General features: G+C 70.6%; 12 protein-coding genes. 7 read left to right on the top strand and 5 right to left on the bottom strand.

Annotated elements, in window-relative coordinates; all coding sequences use genetic code 11:
- Position 1: 1 nt before the first annotated feature.
- Positions 2–1,762, bottom strand: a complete 1,761-nt coding sequence (locus tag ITJ54_RS03565; protein WP_194625903.1) for an NAD+ synthase — start codon at positions 1,760–1,762, stop codon at positions 2–4.
- 59 nt (positions 1,763–1,821) lie between these two features.
- Here ITJ54_RS03565 and glnA (ITJ54_RS03560) point away from each other — a divergent pair, with 59 nt between their 5' ends.
- The 5 genes from glnA (ITJ54_RS03560) to ITJ54_RS03540 all read left to right on the top strand — a co-directional run bounded on the left by glnA (ITJ54_RS03560) (position 1,822) and on the right by ITJ54_RS03540 (position 11,235).
- Positions 1,822–3,159 (top strand): type I glutamate--ammonia ligase, encoded by a 1,338-nt coding sequence (glnA, locus tag ITJ54_RS03560; RefSeq protein ID WP_194625902.1) that lies wholly within the window; start codon positions 1,822–1,824, stop codon positions 3,157–3,159.
- Positions 3,160–3,175: 16 nt separating this feature from the next.
- A complete protein-coding gene (locus ITJ54_RS03555; RefSeq protein WP_194625901.1) occupies positions 3,176–6,145 on the top strand; it encodes a bifunctional [glutamine synthetase] adenylyltransferase/[glutamine synthetase]-adenylyl-L-tyrosine phosphorylase in 2,970 nt (989 codons plus the stop codon).
- A 503-nt stretch (positions 6,146–6,648) separates the two neighbouring features.
- On the top strand, positions 6,649–8,271 hold the full coding sequence (locus ITJ54_RS03550; RefSeq protein ID WP_194625900.1) for a glycosyltransferase family 2 protein: 1,623 nt from the start codon (positions 6,649–6,651) through the stop codon (positions 8,269–8,271).
- Positions 8,264–9,817 (top strand): glycoside hydrolase family 26 protein, encoded by a 1,554-nt coding sequence (locus tag ITJ54_RS03545; protein WP_194625899.1) that lies wholly within the window; start codon positions 8,264–8,266, stop codon positions 9,815–9,817. Before ITJ54_RS03550 ends, ITJ54_RS03545 begins: the two co-directional genes overlap by 8 nt.
- Positions 9,814–11,235 (top strand): UDP-glucose dehydrogenase family protein, encoded by a 1,422-nt coding sequence (locus ITJ54_RS03540; RefSeq protein WP_194625898.1) that lies wholly within the window; start codon positions 9,814–9,816, stop codon positions 11,233–11,235. The genes ITJ54_RS03545 and ITJ54_RS03540 overlap by 4 nt, the downstream gene beginning before the upstream one ends.
- Positions 11,236–11,736: 501 nt before the next feature.
- Here the strand turns inward: ITJ54_RS03540 and glnA (ITJ54_RS03535) are convergent.
- Positions 11,737–13,161 (bottom strand): type I glutamate--ammonia ligase, encoded by a 1,425-nt coding sequence (glnA, locus tag ITJ54_RS03535; protein WP_071275783.1) that lies wholly within the window; start codon positions 13,159–13,161, stop codon positions 11,737–11,739.
- Positions 13,162–13,303: 142 nt separating this feature from the next.
- Between glnA (ITJ54_RS03535) and ITJ54_RS03530 the strand changes: the two genes are divergently transcribed.
- A complete protein-coding gene (locus ITJ54_RS03530) occupies positions 13,304–13,741 on the top strand; it encodes an RDD family protein (RefSeq protein ID WP_194625897.1) in 438 nt (145 codons plus the stop codon).
- A 216-nt stretch (positions 13,742–13,957) separates the two neighbouring features.
- Here the strand turns inward: ITJ54_RS03530 and ITJ54_RS03525 are convergent, their stop codons facing one another.
- A complete protein-coding gene (locus ITJ54_RS03525; protein WP_194625896.1) occupies positions 13,958–14,677 on the bottom strand; it encodes a DUF4191 family protein in 720 nt (239 codons plus the stop codon).
- Between the two features lie 126 nt (positions 14,678–14,803).
- Between ITJ54_RS03525 and ITJ54_RS03520 the strand changes: the two genes are divergently transcribed.
- Positions 14,804–15,583, top strand: coding sequence for a hypothetical protein (locus tag ITJ54_RS03520; RefSeq protein ID WP_194625895.1), 780 nt, complete (start codon positions 14,804–14,806; stop codon positions 15,581–15,583).
- A 59-nt stretch (positions 15,584–15,642) separates the two neighbouring features.
- Here ITJ54_RS03520 and sucB read toward each other — a convergent pair whose 3' ends face one another.
- Both sucB and lpdA read right to left on the bottom strand, forming a co-directional pair.
- Entirely contained in the window at positions 15,643–17,172 is a 1,530-nt protein-coding gene (gene sucB, locus ITJ54_RS03515) for a 2-oxoglutarate dehydrogenase, E2 component, dihydrolipoamide succinyltransferase (protein WP_194625894.1), read from the bottom strand.
- A gap of 61 nt (positions 17,173–17,233) precedes the next feature.
- Positions 17,234–18,607, bottom strand: a complete 1,374-nt coding sequence (lpdA, locus tag ITJ54_RS03510) for a dihydrolipoyl dehydrogenase (RefSeq protein ID WP_194625893.1) — start codon at positions 18,605–18,607, stop codon at positions 17,234–17,236.
- Positions 18,608–18,728 lie beyond the last annotated feature (121 nt).

Genomic DNA, 18,728 nt, shown 5'->3' with positions numbered 1-18,728 from the left:
GTCAGCCGTCGACCGCGGGCGACGGCCGGTACGTGATCGGGAGCCGGCGGTCACGGCCGAAGGCCATGCCGGAGGTCTTCGGGCCGATCGCGCCCTGACGGCGCTTCCACTCGGAGCGGTCGACCAGGCGGGTGACCTCGGCGACGGTGGCCGCGTCGAAGCCCATCGCGACGATGTCCGCGGCGCCCTGGGCGCGGGTGACGTACTGCTCCAGGATCGCGTCGAGGACCTCGTACGGCGGCAGGCTGTCCTGGTCCTCCTGCCCCTCGCGGAGCTCCGCGGACGGCGGCTTGCTGATCGAGTTCTCCGGGATCGGCTCGGTCTCGCCGCGGGACGCCGCGACCGCGTTCCGCCAGCGGGCCAGCGCCCACACGGTCGTCTTCGGGACGTCCTTGATCGGGGCGAAGCCGCCGACCGAGTCGCCGTAGATGGTGGAGTACCCGACGGCGAGCTCGGTCTTGTTGCCCGTGGTCAGCACGAGGTGGCCGTCCAGGTTCGACAGCCCCATCAGGATCAGGGCGCGGACGCGGGCCTGGATGTTCTCGGCGGCGAGCCCGGTCAGCCCGAGTTGCGCGTCGAAGGGTGCGACGAGGTCGGCGATCGGCTCCGTGCGGTACTGCATCCCGAGCCGTGCGGCCACGTCGTCGGCGTCCGACCGGGAGTGCGTCGAGGACCACCGCGACGGCATCGAGACGCCGAACACGTGCTCGGCGCCGATGGCGTCGACGGCGATCGCGGCGCACACGGCGGAGTCGATGCCGCCGGACAGGCCGAGCACGACCGAGCGGAACCCGTTCTTCCGCACGTAGTCGCGCGTGCCGAGGACGAGGGCGTCCCACACGGCCTGTCGGTCGTCCGGCAGTTCGGCGACGTCGCGGGGGAGCGGCGGGCGGCCCGCGAGCTCGCCGGGCGTCGTGTTCGGGGTGTCGAGCGACACCCGCTGCACGTGCTCGGTGACGACGGGGTCGGTGGCCGGGGCCGGGTCGACGTCGACGAGCAGCAGGTGCTCGCGGAACTGCGGTGCCCGGGCGATCACCGTGCCGGTCTCGTCGACCACGACGGAGTCGCCGTCGAAGACCAGGTCGTCCTGCCCGCCGACGATGTTGACGTACGCGACGACCGTGTCCGACTCGGTCGCACGCCGGGTGACGAGGGGCAGCCGGACCTCGTCCTTGTCGGCCACCCACGGCGAGGCGTTGACGACGAGCAGCAGACCGGCGTCCGCGTCGAGCACCCGGGCGACGGGGCCGCCGTCGCGCCAGAGGTCCTCGCAGATGACGATCGCCACGTCGACGTCGGCGATCCTGGCCACGAGAAGGTCGTCGCCGGGGATGAAGACCCGGTACTCGTCGAACACCGAGTAGTTCGGCAGGTGGTACTTGGCGGTCGTGGCGACGACGCGCCCGTGCTGCAGGACGCTCGCGCAGTTCTTCGCGATCGCGGTCGGGGCCGTGCTGACGTCGACGGGCCGCGGGGTGAAGGGACCGTCCGGGTGCCCGACGACGACCGCGACGTCCCCGAGGCCCTCGTCGTCGAGGGTGCGGGCGAGGTGCTCGACGGCCGACCGCGCGGCGCGCAGGAAGGACGGACGCGAGGCGAGGTCCTCGATCGGGTAGCCGGAGATCGCCATCTCCCCGGTGGCGACCAGGTCGGCGCCGCGTGCTCGAGCGGTGCGGACGACGTCGACGATGCCCGCGGCGTTCCGGGCGAAGTCACCCACGACCGGGTTGGTCTGGGCGAGTGCCAAGCGGAGACGGGGCATGAGCACTAGCCTATTGACCACGGTCGCGAGCTCGACCGTGGAACGCGGAAAGGGCGTGCATGGACAAGCAGACGGACTTCGTGCTCCGCACCATCGAGGAGCGGGGCATCAAGTTCATCCGACTCTGGTTCACGGACGTCATCGGCACGCTGAAGTCGGTCGCGATCGCCCCGGCCGAGGTCGAGGGCGCGTTCGCCGAGGGCATCGGGTTCGACGGCTCCGCGATCGAGGGCCTCAGCCGCTCGTACGAGGCCGACGTCCTGGCGCACCCGGACCCCTCGACGTTCCAGATCCTGCCGTGGCGCGGTGAGATCGACCCCACCGCGCGGATGTTCTGCGACATCGCGACCCCGGACGGCCAGCCCGCCGTGGCCGACCCGCGCAACGTCCTCAAGCGCACCCTGGCTCGGGCGAGCGACCACGGGTTCACGTTCTACACGCACCCCGAGATCGAGTTCTACCTGCTCAAGGACCGCGACTGGAAGGACGGCGGCCCGAAGCCCGTCGACCAGGCCGGCTACTTCGACAACGTCCCCGGCGGCAGCGCGCACGACTTCCGTCGCCGTGCCGTCCGGATGCTCGAGGACCTCGGCATCTCGGTGGAGTTCAGCCACCACGAGGCCGGCCCCGGGCAGAACGAGATCGACCTGCGGTACGCCGACGCGCTCACCATGGCCGACAACATCATGACCTTCCGCACCGTGGTGAAGGAGGTCGCCATCGAGCAGGGCGTCTACGCGACGTTCATGCCGAAGCCGATCTCCGGGCAGCCCGGCTCGGGCATGCACACCCACGTGTCGCTGTTCGAGGGCGACCAGAACGCGTTCTTCGAGCCCGGCGGCGAGTACCAACTGTCCCCGACGGCCAAGCACTTCATCGCGGGCCTGCTCCGGCACGCCCCGGAGATCACGGCGGTCACGAACCAGTTCGTGAACTCGTACAAGCGCCTCTGGGGCGGCGACGAGGCCCCCTCGTTCGTCACCTGGGGTCACAACAACCGCTCGGCCCTGGTGCGGGTGCCGCTCTACAAGCCGAACAAGGGCCAGTCCTCGCGCATCGAGTACCGCGGCATCGACTCGGCGGCCAACCCGTACCTGGCGTACTCGCTCATCCTCGCTGCCGGCCTCAAGGGCATCGAGGAGGGCTACGAGCTCCCCGCCGAGGCCGAGGACAACGTGTGGAGCTTGACGGACGCGGAGCGCAAGGCCCTCGGGTACGCGCAGCTGCCCGCCAGCCTCGACCACGCGCTGTCCCTGATGGAGGACTCCGAGCTCGTCGCGGAGACCCTCGGCGAGCAGGTCTTCAACTTCGTGCTGCTGAACAAGCGGCAGGAGTGGAAGCGCTACCGCGACCAGGTCACACCGTTCGAGCTGGACACCAACCTCGGCATGCTCTGATCGTCCCGGGTACCCCATGACCGGCAGGACGAAGACGTCGCGCTCCGAGCTGGCCCGCGTGGGCTTCGCGGAGCTGTCGGAGAGCCTCGACCGGCTCGCCGACCTGCAGGAGCGCTTCGGTGCGGCCATGCGGGTCTCGGTGACCGACGTCCCGGGGCTCTGGGGCGTCACCGCTGACCCCGACGGCGCGCTCCGACGGCTCGAGCGGCTCATGGAGCGCCACCCGGACGAACTCCGCGCGGTGCTCGAGGACGACGCCGCCACCGAACGGCTCGTGCGGCTCCTCGGTGCGTCCGTCGGGCTCGGGGACTTCCTGCAGCGACGCCCCGCCGAACTCGCGCTGCTGCTCGACCCGGTCACGGCGCCGTGGTCGCAGCAGGCCTACACGGCGTCGCTCACCGCGGCCGTGGACGGCGCCGTGGACGAGGCAGCGCGGCTGCGTCTCCGCGTCCGCTACCGCCGGCACCTCGCGCAGATCGCGCTGTTCGACGTCCTGAACCCGTCGCCGACCGACGCCTTCCCCGCGGTCGCCGCGGGCCTGGCCGACCTCGCCGGCGCCGCGCTCGACGTCGCCGTCGACGTCGCCCGGCGCGAGGTCCCCTTCCCGCGCGTCGACGTCGACACCACCCCGCTCGCCGTCATCGCGATGGGCAAGGCGGGCGCGCGGGAGCTCAACTACGTCAGCGACGTCGACGTCATCTTCGTGACCGAACCGACGCTGGACGCCGACGCGGGCACCGGCGTCGGCACGGACCGCGCGGTGCTCATCGCCACGCGGATCGCGATCGCGGCGACGCACGTCATCACCGACCTCGCCGCCGAGCCCGGGCTCTGGGAGGTCGACGCGAACCTGCGCCCCGAGGGCAAGGACGGCGCCCTCGTCCGGACGCTGGACTCCCACGTGGCGTACTACGAGCGCTGGGCGAAGGGGTGGGAGTTCCAGGCGCTGCTCAAGGCGCGACCGATCGCCGGCTCGATGGACCTGGGGGACCGCTACGCCGCCGCCGTCGCCCCGTTCGTGTGGACCTCCTCGGACCGCCCGGGCTTCGTGGAGTCCGTGCAGCGGATGCGCGAACGCGTCACCGACAACATCCCGGACGCCGAGGTCGACCGCCAGCTCAAGCTCGGCCCCGGCGGCCTGCGCGACGTCGAGTTCACCGTGCAGCTGCTGCAGCTCGTCCACGGGCGCGACGACGAGGGCGTCCGTGCCCGCTCGACCCTCGACGCGATGGACGCCCTGGCGGCCGCCGGGTACGTCGGTCGTCCCGAGGCCGCCCGCTTCGGCCCGGACTACGCGCTGCTCCGCGTGCTCGAGCACCGCATCCAGCTCCGGTACCTCCAGCGCACCCACCTGATGCCGTCGGACGAGGACGAACTCCGCGTCCTCGCGCGGTCGAGCGGTCTGGCGACGTCCGCCGCCGCGCTCGAGACCCGGTGGCGCTCGGTGAAGCTCGAGGTGCGCGGCCTGCACGAGCGCCTGTTCTACCGTCCGCTGCTGTCGGCGGTCGCGGCGTCGGACGGCGAGATCGTGCTGACGAGCGACCAGGCGAGCGACCGACTCGGTGCGATCGGCTTCGTCGACCCGGACGGCGCGCTCGGGCACATCCGCGCACTGACGCAGGGCACGAGCCGTCGTGCCGCGATCCAGCGCAACCTGCTGCCCGTCCTGCTCCGGTGGATGGCGGAGGGCCCCGCCCCCGACCGCGCACTGCTCGCCTTCCGCCGGCTCAGCGACCGCCTGGGGGAGTCCAGCTGGTTCCTCCGCATGCTCCGGGACTCCTCGGGCGCCGCGCACAGCCTGACGACCGTGCTGTCCGAGTCGGCGTTCCTGTCCGGGCTCCTCGAGCGGTTCCCCGAGGCCGTGGCCTGGCTCGACGAACCCGAGACACTGCTGCAGGCCCGGCCCGTCGCGGCCCTGCTCTCCGAGGTCCGGGCGACGACCGCCCGGCACGGGGACGACGTCGACGCGGCCGCCTCGCTGATCCGCTCCGTCCGGCGGCGCGAGACCCTGCGCCTGGGCATGGCCGCCACGCTCGGCCGGATCGACGTCGACCGGCTCGGGCCCGCTCTGAGCGACATCACCGAGGCCACGCTGACCGGCGCGCTCGACCTCGCACGGCGTGACGCTCCCGTCGGTCTGGAGTTCGGCGTCATCGCGATGGGGCGCTACGGCGGTCGTGAGCTCGGGTTCGGCTCGGACGCCGACGTGCTGTACGTCCACCGCGGCACCGACCTGCCGCCGGAGACCGCCTCGCGCGCGGCGCAGACGATCGTCCGCGAGCTGAACCGCCTGACCGAGGACGCGCTCTACCCGTTCGACCTCGACATCGACCTGCGCCCCGAAGGCAAGAACGGGCCGGTCACCCGCACGCTCGACTCCTACGGCGCCTACTACGCCCGCTGGTCCCTCACGTGGGAGGCCCAGGCGCTGCTCCGTGCCCGCGGTGCCGTCGGGGACGACGCCCTGCTCCGCGACTTCGAGCACCTGGCCGACCGCACCCGCTACCCGGCGTCGATCGCCGAGCGCGAGGTCCGCGAGGTCCGGCGCATCAAGGCCAGGGTCGAGTCCGAGCGCCTGCCCCGCGGTGCCGACCCCGCCCGGCACCTCAAGCTCGGCCGTGGGTCCCTCAGCGACGTCGAGTGGTTCGTGCAGCTGCTGCAGCTCCAGCACGCGCTGCACGTCCCGGCACTCCGGACCACGTCCACGCTCGACGCGCTCGACGGTGCCGTCGCCGAGGGGCTCGTCGCGCCCGAGGACGGCGACCGCCTGGCGGCCGCATGGCGCTTCGCGTCACGGACCCGTAGTGCCCTCGTGCTCTGGTCGGGGAAGACGACCGACGTGCTGCCGGTCGACCGCATCCAGCTCGAGGGCATCGCGCGGCTGATGGAGTACCCGCCGGGGTCGGCGTCGGAACTCGAGGAGGACTACCTCGGCGTCACCCGACGTGCTCGACAGGTCTTCGAGCGCGAGTTCTACGGCGCCTGACGCTCCGCGACACGCCCGGGCACCCTCGTTCCGTGTCGCGCGGTCCGCTCCGCGCACGTTAAATCCTCGTGTCGTGATCCGTCCCCCGCAACGGCCCGGTCTGTACCCCGACGGGCGCTGGGGTCGGCGGCGTGGCGGGTGTGCGACGGACGGCGTGGGCCCTCGGATCTCGTCCTGCGGGCGGTCCCGGCGACGCGCCCGGTGACCCGGTCGCGACCAGGGCTTTCCCAGGGACGCACACCGAGCCTCCAGGTCGGTGGTCTGGCCGTGGACCGCCAGGGACGCGGTCCGTGTGGTCCGCCGATGTGCTGTCAGCAACGCAGGGGACCACTCCGGTGGGTCGCGAGGGGGACTCCGACGTACCCCGTCACGGAATGGTCGTGCCCCCGGTCGAGGGGCACGTTGCAGCGGTCCACTCCGGGATGCGTGAATGGGGTCACCCGAACCGACCCCGATTCTCCGATGGCGCGGAATCTCCCCCTCGAACGTTGCAGCAGGGATCGATGTTCACCTTCATTCTGCAGATCAGGCAGATGGTCGACGGGCACCCCGAGTTCTACCTGTTCGCCGTGTACTCCGCGGTGATCTGGTTGCTCTGGGTGCTCAAGGTCGTCCTGTCCGCCCGCTACCGCCCCTTCACCGGCACGTACACCGGGACGACGAGTGTCGTCGTCCCTGTCGTGGACGAGCCACTCGACCTCTTCCGGGACGTCATCGGCCGCATGGTCGAGCAGCGTCCCGGCGAGATCATCGTCGTCATCAACGGCGCGCGCAACGAGGCCCTCGAGGAGGTCTGCGACGAGTTCGCCCCACTCGTCCGCTGGACCCACACCCCGATCCCCGGCAAGCGCAACGCCGTCAAGGTCGGCACCGAGATGTCGAACGGCGACATCACGGTGCTCGTCGACTCCGACACCGTCTGGACGCCCGGCGCGCTCGAGGAACTCCTCCGGCCGTTCGCCGACGAGTCCGTCGGCGGTGTCACCACCCGTCAGCGCATCCTCGAGCCCGAGCGCTCCTGGATCACCCGCTGGGCGGACTGGCTGGAGAACTCCCGCGCGCTGTACTCGATGCCCGCGCAGAGCGTCCTCGGACAGATCGGCTGCCTGCCCGGGCGGACGATCGCGTTCCGCCGGAACATCCTCATGCGCGTCATGGACAAGTTCATGCACGAGAAGTTCATGGGCGTCTTCCTCGAGGTCTCCGACGACCGCACGCTGACGAACCTGACGCTCAAGGAGGGCTACCGGACCGTCTACCAGTACACGTCGCTGGTCTACACGGACGCTCCGCTGCAGGTGAAGAAGCTGTTCAAGCAGCAGCTCCGCTGGGCACGCGGCTCGCAGTACAACACGCTGCGGATGATGCCCTGGATGCTCGGTCACGCCCCCGTGCTGGCGCTGTTCTTCATCACCGACATCATCCTGCCGTTCATGCTCTTCGGCGTGATCGCGGGCTGGATCTACCGCGCGTTCACCGGGCAGGGCGAGAACCTGTACCAGGGGATCCTGCACCAGTACGGGTTCTCCACCGGCTTCGTCTACGTCGCCGCGCTCATGGTCCTCTCGAGCGTGCTCAGCATGGCCATCCGGCAGATGCGACACCTCGCCGAGAAGCCGAGCGACTTCTTCCGCCTGCCGATGTTCATCATCGTGTCGACGTTCTTCCTCATGCCGATCCGGCTCGTCGGCTTCTTCCGACTCGGCCACGCCAGCGGCTGGGGCACCCGTGCCGGTGCCTACGCCGGTGGACCGATGGAGGAGGAACCCGTCCAGCCCCAGGCCGTCGCCACGCAGACGCCGGTCAGTCCGGTCGACCGGGTCCCCGCCGGGTACGCCAGCGACCAGGCTGCGGTGGACCGGGCCTTCGACGAGCTGTTCACGTCGCCGGACGGCCGAGCCGGTGAGCTCGACGTCACCACCAACTCCACGACGACCGTCCTCGCCACGCGGCGGGAAGCGGCGGCTGCGGCTGCTGCGGCCCCCGCTGCTGCGGCTCCCGCTGCCCGCACGGCAGCCGCGAGCTCCGCTCCGGTGAAGGCCCGTCGTCGGTACAACCCGTACGCGTCGATCCCGTACTTCATCGGGTTCGCGATCTTCGCCCTGGAGGCGTTCCTCATTGTCTGACCTCTTCCGCTCCACCAGCACGTGGTGGGCACCCTCCTCCAAGCACGCCAAGCGCACGGCCGTCGGCACCACCGCGATCGTGCTCGCCCTGGCCCTCATCACCTGGAACGTCTGGATCTCGCCGTCCAGCCCCGTCTCCACCGCGGTCCACCACGCGCTCGGCGTGAAGACCGCGCAGGAGAAGACGGTGGACGCGAAGGCCCTCCAGGTCCGGCTCGACGCCGCACAGCAGCGGATCTGGAAGCTCGAGGGGCAGCTCAAATCCACGAACGCCCAGTCGGGTTCGCGGGGCGACCAGGTCTCCCAGCTCAAGGCGCAGATCGCGTCGCTCCAGTCGCAGCTCGGGTCGGCGAAGGCCTCGGCTGCCGGCGCGAAGTCCGCGGCCGGTGCGAAGGGCGGGTCCGGGTCCGGTGGGTCCGGTACGTACGGTGCCTCCGGCACTTCCGGTACGGGAGGCTCGCACGGCTCGGGTACGTCGGCCGACGGTGGCGGGTCCGGTGCCCCGGCGACGAACCCGAACACCGGTCCGTCGAAGGACCCCGATCCCGTCACGCCGGTCGTCACGCCCACGAAGGCACAGGTCCTCGCGCAGTCGTCGCGCTGGTACGGCCTCTACACGGCGCAGTCGCCCTTCAACTGGGCCGAGTACGACGACGTGTCCCAGCAGGTCGGCAAGGCGACGAACATGGTCGGGTTCTTCCAGGGCTTCGACCAGGACTTCAACGCCAACGCCGTCCAGCGTTCCTGGGCGAACGGTCGCGTCCCGCTCATGACGTGGGAGTCCGCGCCGTCGAAGACCGGCAACGACCAGAAGTACGTCGAGGGCTACACGAACCAGGACATCGTCTCGGGCAAGTTCGACGCCTACCTGACGAAGTACGCCGACGCGCTGAAGGCCAACGGGCAGCCGGTGGTCATCCGTCTCGACCACGAGATGAACGGCTCCTGGTACAACTGGTCCGAGGGTGCCGCGCAGCAGAACGCACCGAAGTCCTACGTGGCGATGTGGCAGCACGTGCACGACGTCTTCACGAAGGCCGGCGCGAACGACTACGTCATCTGGAACTGGGCCCCGAGCCGCATCGACAAGCTCGGCAACGCCAAGTACCAGACACTCGACTACCTGAAGGCGTACTACCCGGGCCCGTCGTACGTCGACTGGGTCGGCATGAGCGGCTACTACCGCACGGCCTCCGAGGACCCGACCTTCTCGAACACCTTCGACGCCACCCTCCGCCAGCTCCGGGACGTGGCTCCTGGCAAGAAGATCCTCCTCAGCGAGGTCGGCGCCACGGAGTCCGGTACCACCGTGACGGGCGGGCAGAAGTCCAAGTGGCTGACGTCCCTGTTCGACGGGCTCGCGAAGCCGGAGAACGACGACGTCATCGGGTTCTCCTACTTCAGCGAGACCGCCACCACCGTGGTGGACGGCGTCCGGTCGACCAACGACTGGCGTCTCAACTCCCGAGCGGACAGCCTCCAGGCGTTCGTGGACGGCATCTCGCGCACCGACACCGACTACGACCTGCAGGAGGTCAAGCAATGACCGCTCAGAAGCACTCCGACGAGGACACCCGTCCCGCGCCCGTCATCAGCGTCATCGGCACCGGCTACCTCGGCGCCACCCACGCGGCCGCCATGGCCGAGATGGGCTTCGAGACCATCGGCGTGGACGTCGACCCGGCCAAGCTCGCCGCACTCTCCGCCGGCCAGGTCCCGTTCTTCGAGCCCGGCCTGCCCGAGCTCATCACGAAGCACGTGGCCAGCGGCAAGCTCCGCTTCACCGCCGACATCGCCGAGGCCGTGGCGGCAGCGGACGTCCACTTCGTCTGCGTCGGAACACCCCAGAAGGCCGGCTCGCACGCCGCGAACCTGGCGTACGTGGAGAGCGCCACCCGTGGCGTCGCCGAGAACCTGACCCACCCCGGGGTCATCGTCGGCAAGTCGACGGTCCCGGTCGGCACGGCAGCTCGGCTCCGCGGCATCGTCCGCGAGTTCGCCCCCGTCGGCATCACCGCCGAGCTCATCTGGAACCCGGAGTTCCTCCGCGAGGGCAAGGCCGTCGAGGACACCCTGCACCCGGACCGCCTGGTCTGGGGCGGCGCGTCCGAGGCCGCCGACGCCGTGATCCGCGAGGTCTACGCCGCACCGATCAGCGAGGGCACCCCGGTCATCACGACGGACCTCGCAACCGCGGAGCTCGTCAAGGTCAGCGCGAACGCGTTCCTCGCCACGAAGATCTCGTTCATCAACGCGATCTCCGAGATGTGCGCCATCACCGGTGCCGACGTGACGACGCTCGCCGACGCCCTCGGCCACGACGCCCGCATCGGCCGGAAGTTCCTCAACGCCGGCCTCGGCTTCGGCGGCGGGTGCCTGCCGAAGGACATCCGCGCGCTCATGTACCGCGCGAACGAGATCGGTGCCGGCCAGGTCGTCGGGCTCATGCAGCAGGTCGACGAGATCAACATGGGCCAGCGCCAGCGGGTCATCGACATGGCGATCGACGCCGCCGGGGGATCGGTCCTGAACCGCCGCGTGGCCGTCATCGGCGCGGCGTTCAAGCCGCTCACCGACGACGTCCGCGACTCGCCGGCGCTCAACGTCGCCGCGGCGCTGCACCTCCGTGGCGCCCAGGTCACGCTCTGGGACCCGGAGGCGATGGAGACGGCCAAGCGCTCGTTCCCGACCCTGAGCTACACCACGTCGATGACCGAGGCGCTCGAGGGTGCCGACATCGTCCTCGTCCTCACCGAGTGGGACGACATCATCGACGCCGACCCGGTCGCCCTCGGGGACCTCGTCGGACGCCGCGTCGTGATCGACGCGCGCAACTGCCTCCCGGTCACCGACTGGGTCAAGGCGGGGTGGTCCGTCCGTTCCCTGGGACGTCCCACGCCGGTCGCGGGTGCACCCGTGAGCGTTGCTGCCGGATCCAACGACGTGCTGGCCACCAGCCGCTAGTCGCCTGCAGCAGACGGGGTCCGTGCCGGGGCGGTGCGGGCCCCGTTTCGCGCGCCCGGGCGAGCCGCGCGTGGCCGGTCGAATCGCGCGTACCGAGTCGAATCGCGCGTCGCGGGTCGTTCCGCGCGTCCCAGGCCGCCGCGCAGCACGTCGAATCGCGCGTAGCGAGTCGAATCGCGCGTCGGAGGTCGATTCGCGCGTAGGGGGTCCTTCCTTCCGACCCGCAACGCGCGTTCCCGCTTCCCATCGCAACCGTTATGGGTGCAACCGCACCCGCCTGGAGGCCCGCCACCGGGCCTCCAGGCGGTCCCGTCCGGGACGCCGGCCGCAGCCCGCGCGCCGAGTCTCGGCCCGGCGGACACTTCGCGCCGTCCGGCGGGCGCGTCCTGTCCGCCGAACCGAGTCTCGGCCCGCACACCTGCCCCGGCTCGCGCACCTGCCCCGGCACGCGGAAGGGCCCCGCACCTGACGGTGCGGGGCCCTTCGCGGGTGGAGCGGAACTCAGACTCCGAAGTACAGCTCGTACTCGAACGGGTGCGGACGCTGCGCCATCGGCAGGATCTCGTTCTCGCGCTTGTAGTCGATCCACGTCTGGATGAGGTCCTCGGTGAAGACGTTCCCCTTGAGCAGGAACTCGTGGTCGGCCTCGAGTGCTGCGAGCGCGGCGTCGAGCGAAGCCGGCACCTGCGGGATGTTCTTGGCCTCCTCCGGGGGGAGCTCGTAGAGGTCCTTGTCGACGGGCTCGTGCGGCTCGATGCGGTTCTGGATGCCGTCGAGGCCCGCCATCAGCTGCACGGCGAACGCCAGATACGGGTTGCCGGAGGCGTCGGGCGCGCGGAACTCGATGCGCTTGGCCTTCGGGTTGGTGCCCGTGATCGGGATCCGGATCGAGGCCGAGCGGTTGCCCGCCGAGTAGACGAGGTTGACGGGGGCCTCGAAGCCCGGGATCAGACGGTGGTAGGAGTTGATCGTCGGGTTCGTGAACGCCAGGACGGCCGGAGCGTGCTTGAGCAGGCCACCGATGTACCAGCGAGCGAGGTCGGAGAGGCCGCCGTAGCCGTTCTCGTCGTAGAAGAGCGGGGTGCCGTCGGACCAGAGCGACTGGTGCGTGTGCATGCCCGAGCCGTTGTCACCGAAGATCGGCTTCGGCATGAAGGTGGCGACCTTGCCCCACTGCTCGGCCGTGTTCTTCACGATGTACTTGAACTTCAGGATGTCGTCCGCGGCGTGGACCATCGTGTCGAACTTGTAGTTGATCTCCTGCTGGCCGCCGGTGCCCACCTCGTGGTGCGCGCGCTCGAGCTCGAGGCCGGAGTCGATCAGCTTCAGCGAGATGTCGTCGCGCAGGTCGGCGGTCTTGTCGACCGGCGACACGGGGAAGTAGCCGCCCTTGTACGGGGTCTTGTTGGCGAGGTTGCCGCCCTCTTCGGTGCGACCCGTGTTCCAGGCGCCTTCCTCGGAGTCGACCGCGTAGAACGACTCGTTCTGCGTGACCGAGTAGCGGACGTCGTCGAAGATGTAGAACTCGGCCTCGGGGGCGAAGAACGCGGTGTCCGCGATGCCGGTCGAGGCGAGGTACTTCTCGGCCTTCTTGGCGACCTGGCGCGGGTCACGGCTGTAGATCTCGCCGTTGCGCGGGTTGTAGATGTCGAACACCATGATCAGCGTGCGCTCCGCGCGGAACGGGTCGACGTACGCGGTCGTCACGTCCGGGATGAGCTGCATGTCGGACTCGTGGATCGACGCGAAACCGCGGATCGAGGAGCCGTCGAAGAGCTGCCCGACCGAGAAGAAGTCCTCGTCGACCGTGGACGCGGGGATGTTGAAGTGCTGCTGGACCCCGGGGAGGTCCGTGAAACGGATGTCGAGGAACTTGACGTCCGTGTCCTTGATGAAGGCGAGCACCTCGGAGGAATCACTGAACATGTGAGTCGTTCTCCTACTGGTTGGGTGGTGGTTCGAGGGGACCGAGAGGCACCCTCCGACGAGGCTAGAGACACGGGGTTTCCCGGACGTGACTGCGTTGTTTCCGGCGTGTTACGCACCCGGTGTCGCCTACCCTGGAGGCATGGCCCGCCCCACCTCGTCGTCCTCCTCCGCTGCTGGTGCCGGTGCGGGGGAGTGGCCCGGCAAGCTCCTCGGGCTGCCGCAGTCCGGGCCTCGGTCGATGGCCAGCTTCGGGCGGCGGTTCGTCGCGCTCGTGATCGACTGGGCGCTCGCGTGCCTCGTGTCGCTCGGCCTCGGGACCTACGGCGACGCGGGCAACTTCATCACGCTCGGCATCTTCGCCGCGCTGCAGGTCGTCTTCATCCCGCTGCTCTCCGGGTCGTTCGGGCAGGTCTGCCTCGGGCTCCGCGTCGTGCCGGTCCGCGGTGGCTACGTCGGGGTGTGGCGTCCGGTCGTGCGCACCGTGCTGCTCTGCATCGTGGTGCCGGTGCTCATCCACGCGAAGGACGGCCGCCCGCTGCACGACGCGGCGGCCGGCACGGTGCTCGTCCGGCGCTGAGGCGCGAGTGCGTGCGCCGCGCGGCCAGGACGCGCGGGCAGGTGCGCCCCGCGGGCAGGCGGGCCGCGCCCCCGTGCGAGGTCGACCACTCCGTGCCCCGCGACCGCGCTGCACGGGGTGGTCAACCTCGCACCACCTGAGGAAGCGTGCACGGTGCGCGACGCAGAACGCCCCCGACCGCAGCGGTCGGGGGCGTTCAGCGACGTCAGGCCGTGGTCAGCGCGGACGACCGGCGCGGACCCGCGTGGGGTCGATGCCCTTGGGGATCGCCGACGCGGGGCTCTGGGTGAGGGAGTCGAGACGGTTCGCCACCGCGAGGACCTCGTTGCGGTTGAGCGACTTCTTGTACTTGTTCATCGCACGGGGGAGCTTGTGCAGCGTGACCTGGTCCGAGCCGTCACCGACGTGCACGACGTGCACGGGGACGTTCGGGACGATGCGCTGGACCTTGCGGCGCTCCTCGTCGACCTGGCGGGAGATGTTGCCGACCTGGCCCTCGGTGATCAGCACGACGCCAGGCGTCCCCACGGCACGGTAGACGGCGGACTGCGAACGGCCGTGGACCGCGACGGGCATCTCGCTGGAGCGCCACTGGCGACGGAGCGAGTTGGACAGCACGGCACCGACGGCTCCGGGCTGGCCCTCGATCTGCGAGTATGCGGCACGTTCGGCCAGTCGCCCGAGCACGATCAGGAACAGCAGCACACCGAGGAGCACACCGGCGAGGATCCACAGGACGATCGCCAGCCAGTTCTGCCCCGGCAGCAGGAGCGCCAGGAGGACCCCGAGGACGACGGGGACGAGGAACGCGGCAGCGAACCACCAGATGGACGTCGGGTCTGCCCGACGAGTCATCTGGAAGACCTGGAACATCTGCTTCAGACGTCCCGGCTCCTTCGCCTTCGCCTTCGTGTCGGTCGAGCTGCTTCGTGCCATGCCCCCAGGATACGGCCTGACGGCCGTCGTGTGGACCGTCGGTGAACAGCTGTGGGCGAACCCAGTTCTCCACAGACGGTCGCACCCGGCCGGGAGGCTCATCCCGCCGCAGCCACGCTGGTCACCATGCCAACGACCACCGTCGAACACCGCTGGGTCGGCCCGGACACCGGCCCCTTCGCTGTCTGGGTGGCCGACCGCTGCGCGGCCGAGCCGCAGCACTGCGTCCGTGTCGCCACCGTCGGTCGCAGTGCCTCCGGACGGCTCGTGGTGCAGACCGAACAGCTCAGCGGCATGCCGCTCCCCGACGCCCTCGACCGCATCGGGGTGCCGACCACCGGCGTCGCGGTCACCCTGACGCTCCCGCTGCTCGAACTGGCCGTCGACGCCGCTGCCGGCGCCGTGCTGCTCGGGGACGCCCGTGCCGACGACGTCCTCGTCGACGACTCCGGCGCGCCGGTCCTCGTCGACCATCCTCCAGCCGTCGACCCCGGCTCGGCTCCTGCGCGGACCTCGGAGTCGCCCGGCACGGTCGCCCTGTTCCACGCGGTGCGGAGCGTGTGGGAACGGGTCGACCCCCGTGAGCCGTGCCGCGCCGCGGTCGACGACGCCGTGGCCGGGGCGCTCGGGGGTGCGGTGGAGGACCTCCGACGCCTCGTCGCCGTCGTGCAGGCGACGGGCCCGCCGCGTCCTGTCCGCTGGGACCCCCCGGCGGACGTGTACGCCGTTGCGACACCTGCGCCGCCGGCCGCCACCGGGATCCTCGCCGTGGTGCAGGACGTCGTCGAGCGTGGCGTGCGGCTCGGCGCCGGCGGTACCCGGGTGGCACCGCGGAAGGTGCTCGTCGGGGCGGTCGTCGCCGCCGGACTCGTCGCGGCCGGCGTGCTGGGCCTCAGGGGCACATGACGACGGCCCCGGCTCCCACGAGGGGAGCCGGGGCCGTCGGTCAGACCTGGACGTGCGGGTCAGTACCCCAGGTTCGGGGCGAAGTTGCCCTCTTCGAGGCGGTTCTTCACCGCGACGAGGTAGCGCGACGCGTCCGCACCGTCGATGATCCGGTGGTCGTACGACAGCGCCAGGTACACGAACGAGCGGATCGCGATGGCCTCCTGGCCGTCCACCTTCACGACGGCCGGACGCTTGGTCACGATGCCCGTCCCGAGGATGGCCGACTGCGGCAGGAACACGACCGGGGTGTCGAACAGCGCACCGCGCGAACCCGTGTTGGTCAGCGTGAAGGTGCCGCCGGCGAGCTCGTCGGGCTTCAGCTGGTTGTTGCGGGTGCGCTCGGCCAGGTCGGCGATCGCCTTCGAGAACTGCGCGAGGTCGAGCGAGGCCGCGTCCTTGATCACCGGGGTGAGCAGGCCACGCTCGGTGTCGACCGCGATCGAGACGTTCTCCGTCTCCGGGTACACGATCTCCTCGCCGTCGACGGTCGAGTTGATCTTCGGGTGCGCCTTGAGCGCTTCCGAGGCCGCCAGGGCGAAGAACGGCATGAAGGAGAGCTTCGCGCCGGTCTTCTCGAGGAACTCGGCCTTGTGGGCGTCGCGGAACTGCGCCACCTTCGTGACGTCCACCTCGACGACGCTCGTCAGCTGGGCGGTCGAGGTCATCGACTGCACGGCACGCTCGGCGACGACCTTGCGCAGGCGGGTCATCTTCTCGCGGGTGCCACGGAGCGGGGAGACCTCGGCGACGAACGGGCCGGCCGCGGCTGCGGGTGCAGCGGAAGCAGCAGGCGCCGCAGCGGGCTTGACGGCGGCGAGCACGTCCTCCTTGCGGATGCGCCCACCGACACCGGTGCCGGTGACGGTCGACAGGTCGACGCCCTGCTCGTTGGCGAGCTTGCGCACCAGCGGCGTGACGTAGCCGGACGCTGCGCCGGTCTGCGACGGGTTCGGGACCTCAGCCGACGCCGTCGGCGCGCTCGAGACCGCGGCGGGCGGTGCCGGGACCGCAGCGGGGGCCGGAGCGGCAGGTGCGGGCGGAGCCGGCGCCGCGGCGGGCGGCGGGACCGGGGCAGCCTGCGGCACGGGGGCTGCGGCAGGCGGTGCCGACGGAGCGGCCGGCGCTGCGGGCTGGGTCTGTCCGGCCGGAGCCGGCTCGGGCTCGGTCGGCTCCGGGGCCTTGGCCTCGGTGTCCTGCTCGGTGCTCGGCGCGGCCTCGGGCGCTTCCTCGTCGGCAGCGGCCTCGTTCGACTCGGACGAGTCCGACGCGGAGGAGTCCGACGAACCGGAGTCGCCGTCGGAGGACCCGGAGCCGTCGCCGATCTTCACGAGCGGGGTGCCGACCTCGACGGTCTCGTCCTCCGGCACGAGGATCTCCTCGATCACGCCGGCGATCGGCGACGGGATCTCGGTGTCGACCTTGTCGGTCGAGACCTCGAGCAGCGGCTCGTCGACCTCGACCCGGTCACCGACGTTCTTCAGCCATCGGGTCACCGTGCCCTCGGTGACGCTCTCGCCGAGCGCCGGGAGGTTGACGGATTCGCTCATCGGGTGGACTCCTCTTCGCAGGGGTGGTTCGTGGTGGTTGTCTGTGGCATCGCGCGCCGGCTCACAGGGCGTGGAGGGGCTTGCCCGCGAGGTGCATGAGCGCCTCGCCGAGGGCTTCGCTCTGCGTCGGGTGCGCGTGGATGAGCGGCGCGACGTCCTCGGGGTGGGCTTCCCAGTTCACGGCGAGCTGGGCCTCGGCGATGAGTTCGCCGACGCGGGCACCGATCATGCTGATGCCGACGACGGGGCCGTCGACGACGCGCACGACCTTGACGGCACCGGCGGTGCCGATGATGTGGCTCTTGCCGTTGCCGGCCAGGTTATACTCGTAGGAGTCCACCTTGTCAGCGCCGTACTCCTCTTCCGCCTTCGACTGCGAGAGGCCGACGGAGGCGACCTCGGGGTCGGAGTAGGTGACCTTCGGGATGTTCTTGTCCTCGATGACCACGGGGTTGAGCCCCGCGATCTCCTCGGCGACGAAGATGCCCTGCTGGAAGCCGCGGTGCGCGAGCTGCAGGCCCGGGACGATGTCGCCGACGGCGTAGACATTCGGGACGTTCGTGGCGAGGCGCTCGTTCGTGATGACGAAGCCGCGGTCCATCGTGATGCCGACCTCGTCGTAGCCGACGTTCTGCGTGACGGGGCCACGGCCGACGGCGACGAGCAGGACGTCACCGTCGAAGGTCCTGCCGTCCTCGAGCGTGACGACGACGCCGTTCTCGTGCTGTTCGACGCCCTGGAACCGGGTGCCGAGCGAGAACTCGATGCCGCGCTTGCGGAACGCGCGCTCGAGCTGCTTCGACATCGACTCGTCCTCGGCGGGGACCAGGTGGGGGAGGCCCTCGACGATGGTGACCTCGGCGCCGAAGGACTTCCAGACGCTGGCGAACTCGACGCCGATCACGCCGCCGCCCAGGATGACGACCTTGTTCGGGACGTAGTCCATGCGGAGGGCGGTTTCGGAGGTGATGACCCGGCCGCCGATCTCGAGCCCGGGCAGGGACTTCGAGTACGACCCGGTGGCCAGCACGACGTTCTTGCCGGTGACGGTCTGGTCGCCGACCTGCACGGTGTTCTGCGAGGTCAGACGGCCCCAGCCCTCGACGACGGTGATGCCGCGGGCCTTGATGAGGCCCTGCAGGCCCTTGTACTTGGAGTTGATGACGCCCTGCTGGTACTCGATGACCTTGGGCACGTCGACACCGGCGAACTCGGCCAGGACGCCGTACTTCTCGGCGTCACGCGCGCCGTCGGCGATCTCGGCGGAGTGCAGCAGCGCCTTCGTCGGGATGCAGCCGCGGTGCAGGCACGTCCCTCCGAGCTTGTCGCCCTCGATGAGCGCGACGCTCATCCCGAGCTCGGCTGCCCGGAGCGCGGCTGCGTACCCGCCGCTCCCGCCACCGAGGACCACGACGTCGTAAGTCTGTTCCGTCACCTGGTGCTGCTCCCTCGTGCATGTCGGGGCCGGATCCGTTGTGGTGGTCGCGGCCCGCACATGGACACCACCGCGGCGGCGTCCGACGGTCGGACCGCATGGTTCCGGTCCCGTCCCGTGT

Origin of the sequence: Curtobacterium sp. VKM Ac-2865 (assembly GCF_015350905.1) — a bacterium.
Lineage (GTDB): Bacteria > Actinomycetota > Actinomycetes > Actinomycetales > Microbacteriaceae > Curtobacterium.
The sequence above is the reverse complement of the archived record's forward strand: the minus strand, read 5'-3'. Positions and strand labels throughout refer to the sequence as shown.

Excerpts from the sequence above, each read along its gene's own strand:
- ITJ54_RS03565 (WP_194625903.1), bottom strand. The coding sequence starts at position 1,762 with ATGCCCCGTCTCCGCTTGGCACTCGCCCAGACCAACCCGGTCGTGGGT.
- glnA (WP_194625902.1), top strand. The coding sequence starts at position 1,822 with ATGGACAAGCAGACGGACTTCGTGCTCCGCACCATCGAGGAGCGGGGC.
- ITJ54_RS03555 (WP_194625901.1), top strand. The coding sequence starts at position 3,176 with ATGACCGGCAGGACGAAGACGTCGCGCTCCGAGCTGGCCCGCGTGGGC.
- ITJ54_RS03550 (WP_194625900.1), top strand. The coding sequence starts at position 6,649 with ATGTTCACCTTCATTCTGCAGATCAGGCAGATGGTCGACGGGCACCCC.
- ITJ54_RS03540 (WP_194625898.1), top strand. The coding sequence starts at position 9,814 with ATGACCGCTCAGAAGCACTCCGACGAGGACACCCGTCCCGCGCCCGTC.
- glnA (WP_071275783.1), bottom strand. The coding sequence starts at position 13,161 with ATGTTCAGTGATTCCTCCGAGGTGCTCGCCTTCATCAAGGACACGGAC.
- ITJ54_RS03530 (WP_194625897.1), top strand. The coding sequence starts at position 13,304 with ATGGCCCGCCCCACCTCGTCGTCCTCCTCCGCTGCTGGTGCCGGTGCG.
- ITJ54_RS03525 (WP_194625896.1), bottom strand. The coding sequence starts at position 14,677 with ATGGCACGAAGCAGCTCGACCGACACGAAGGCGAAGGCGAAGGAGCCG.
- ITJ54_RS03520 (WP_194625895.1), top strand. The coding sequence starts at position 14,804 with ATGCCAACGACCACCGTCGAACACCGCTGGGTCGGCCCGGACACCGGC.
- sucB (WP_194625894.1), bottom strand. The coding sequence starts at position 17,172 with ATGAGCGAATCCGTCAACCTCCCGGCGCTCGGCGAGAGCGTCACCGAG.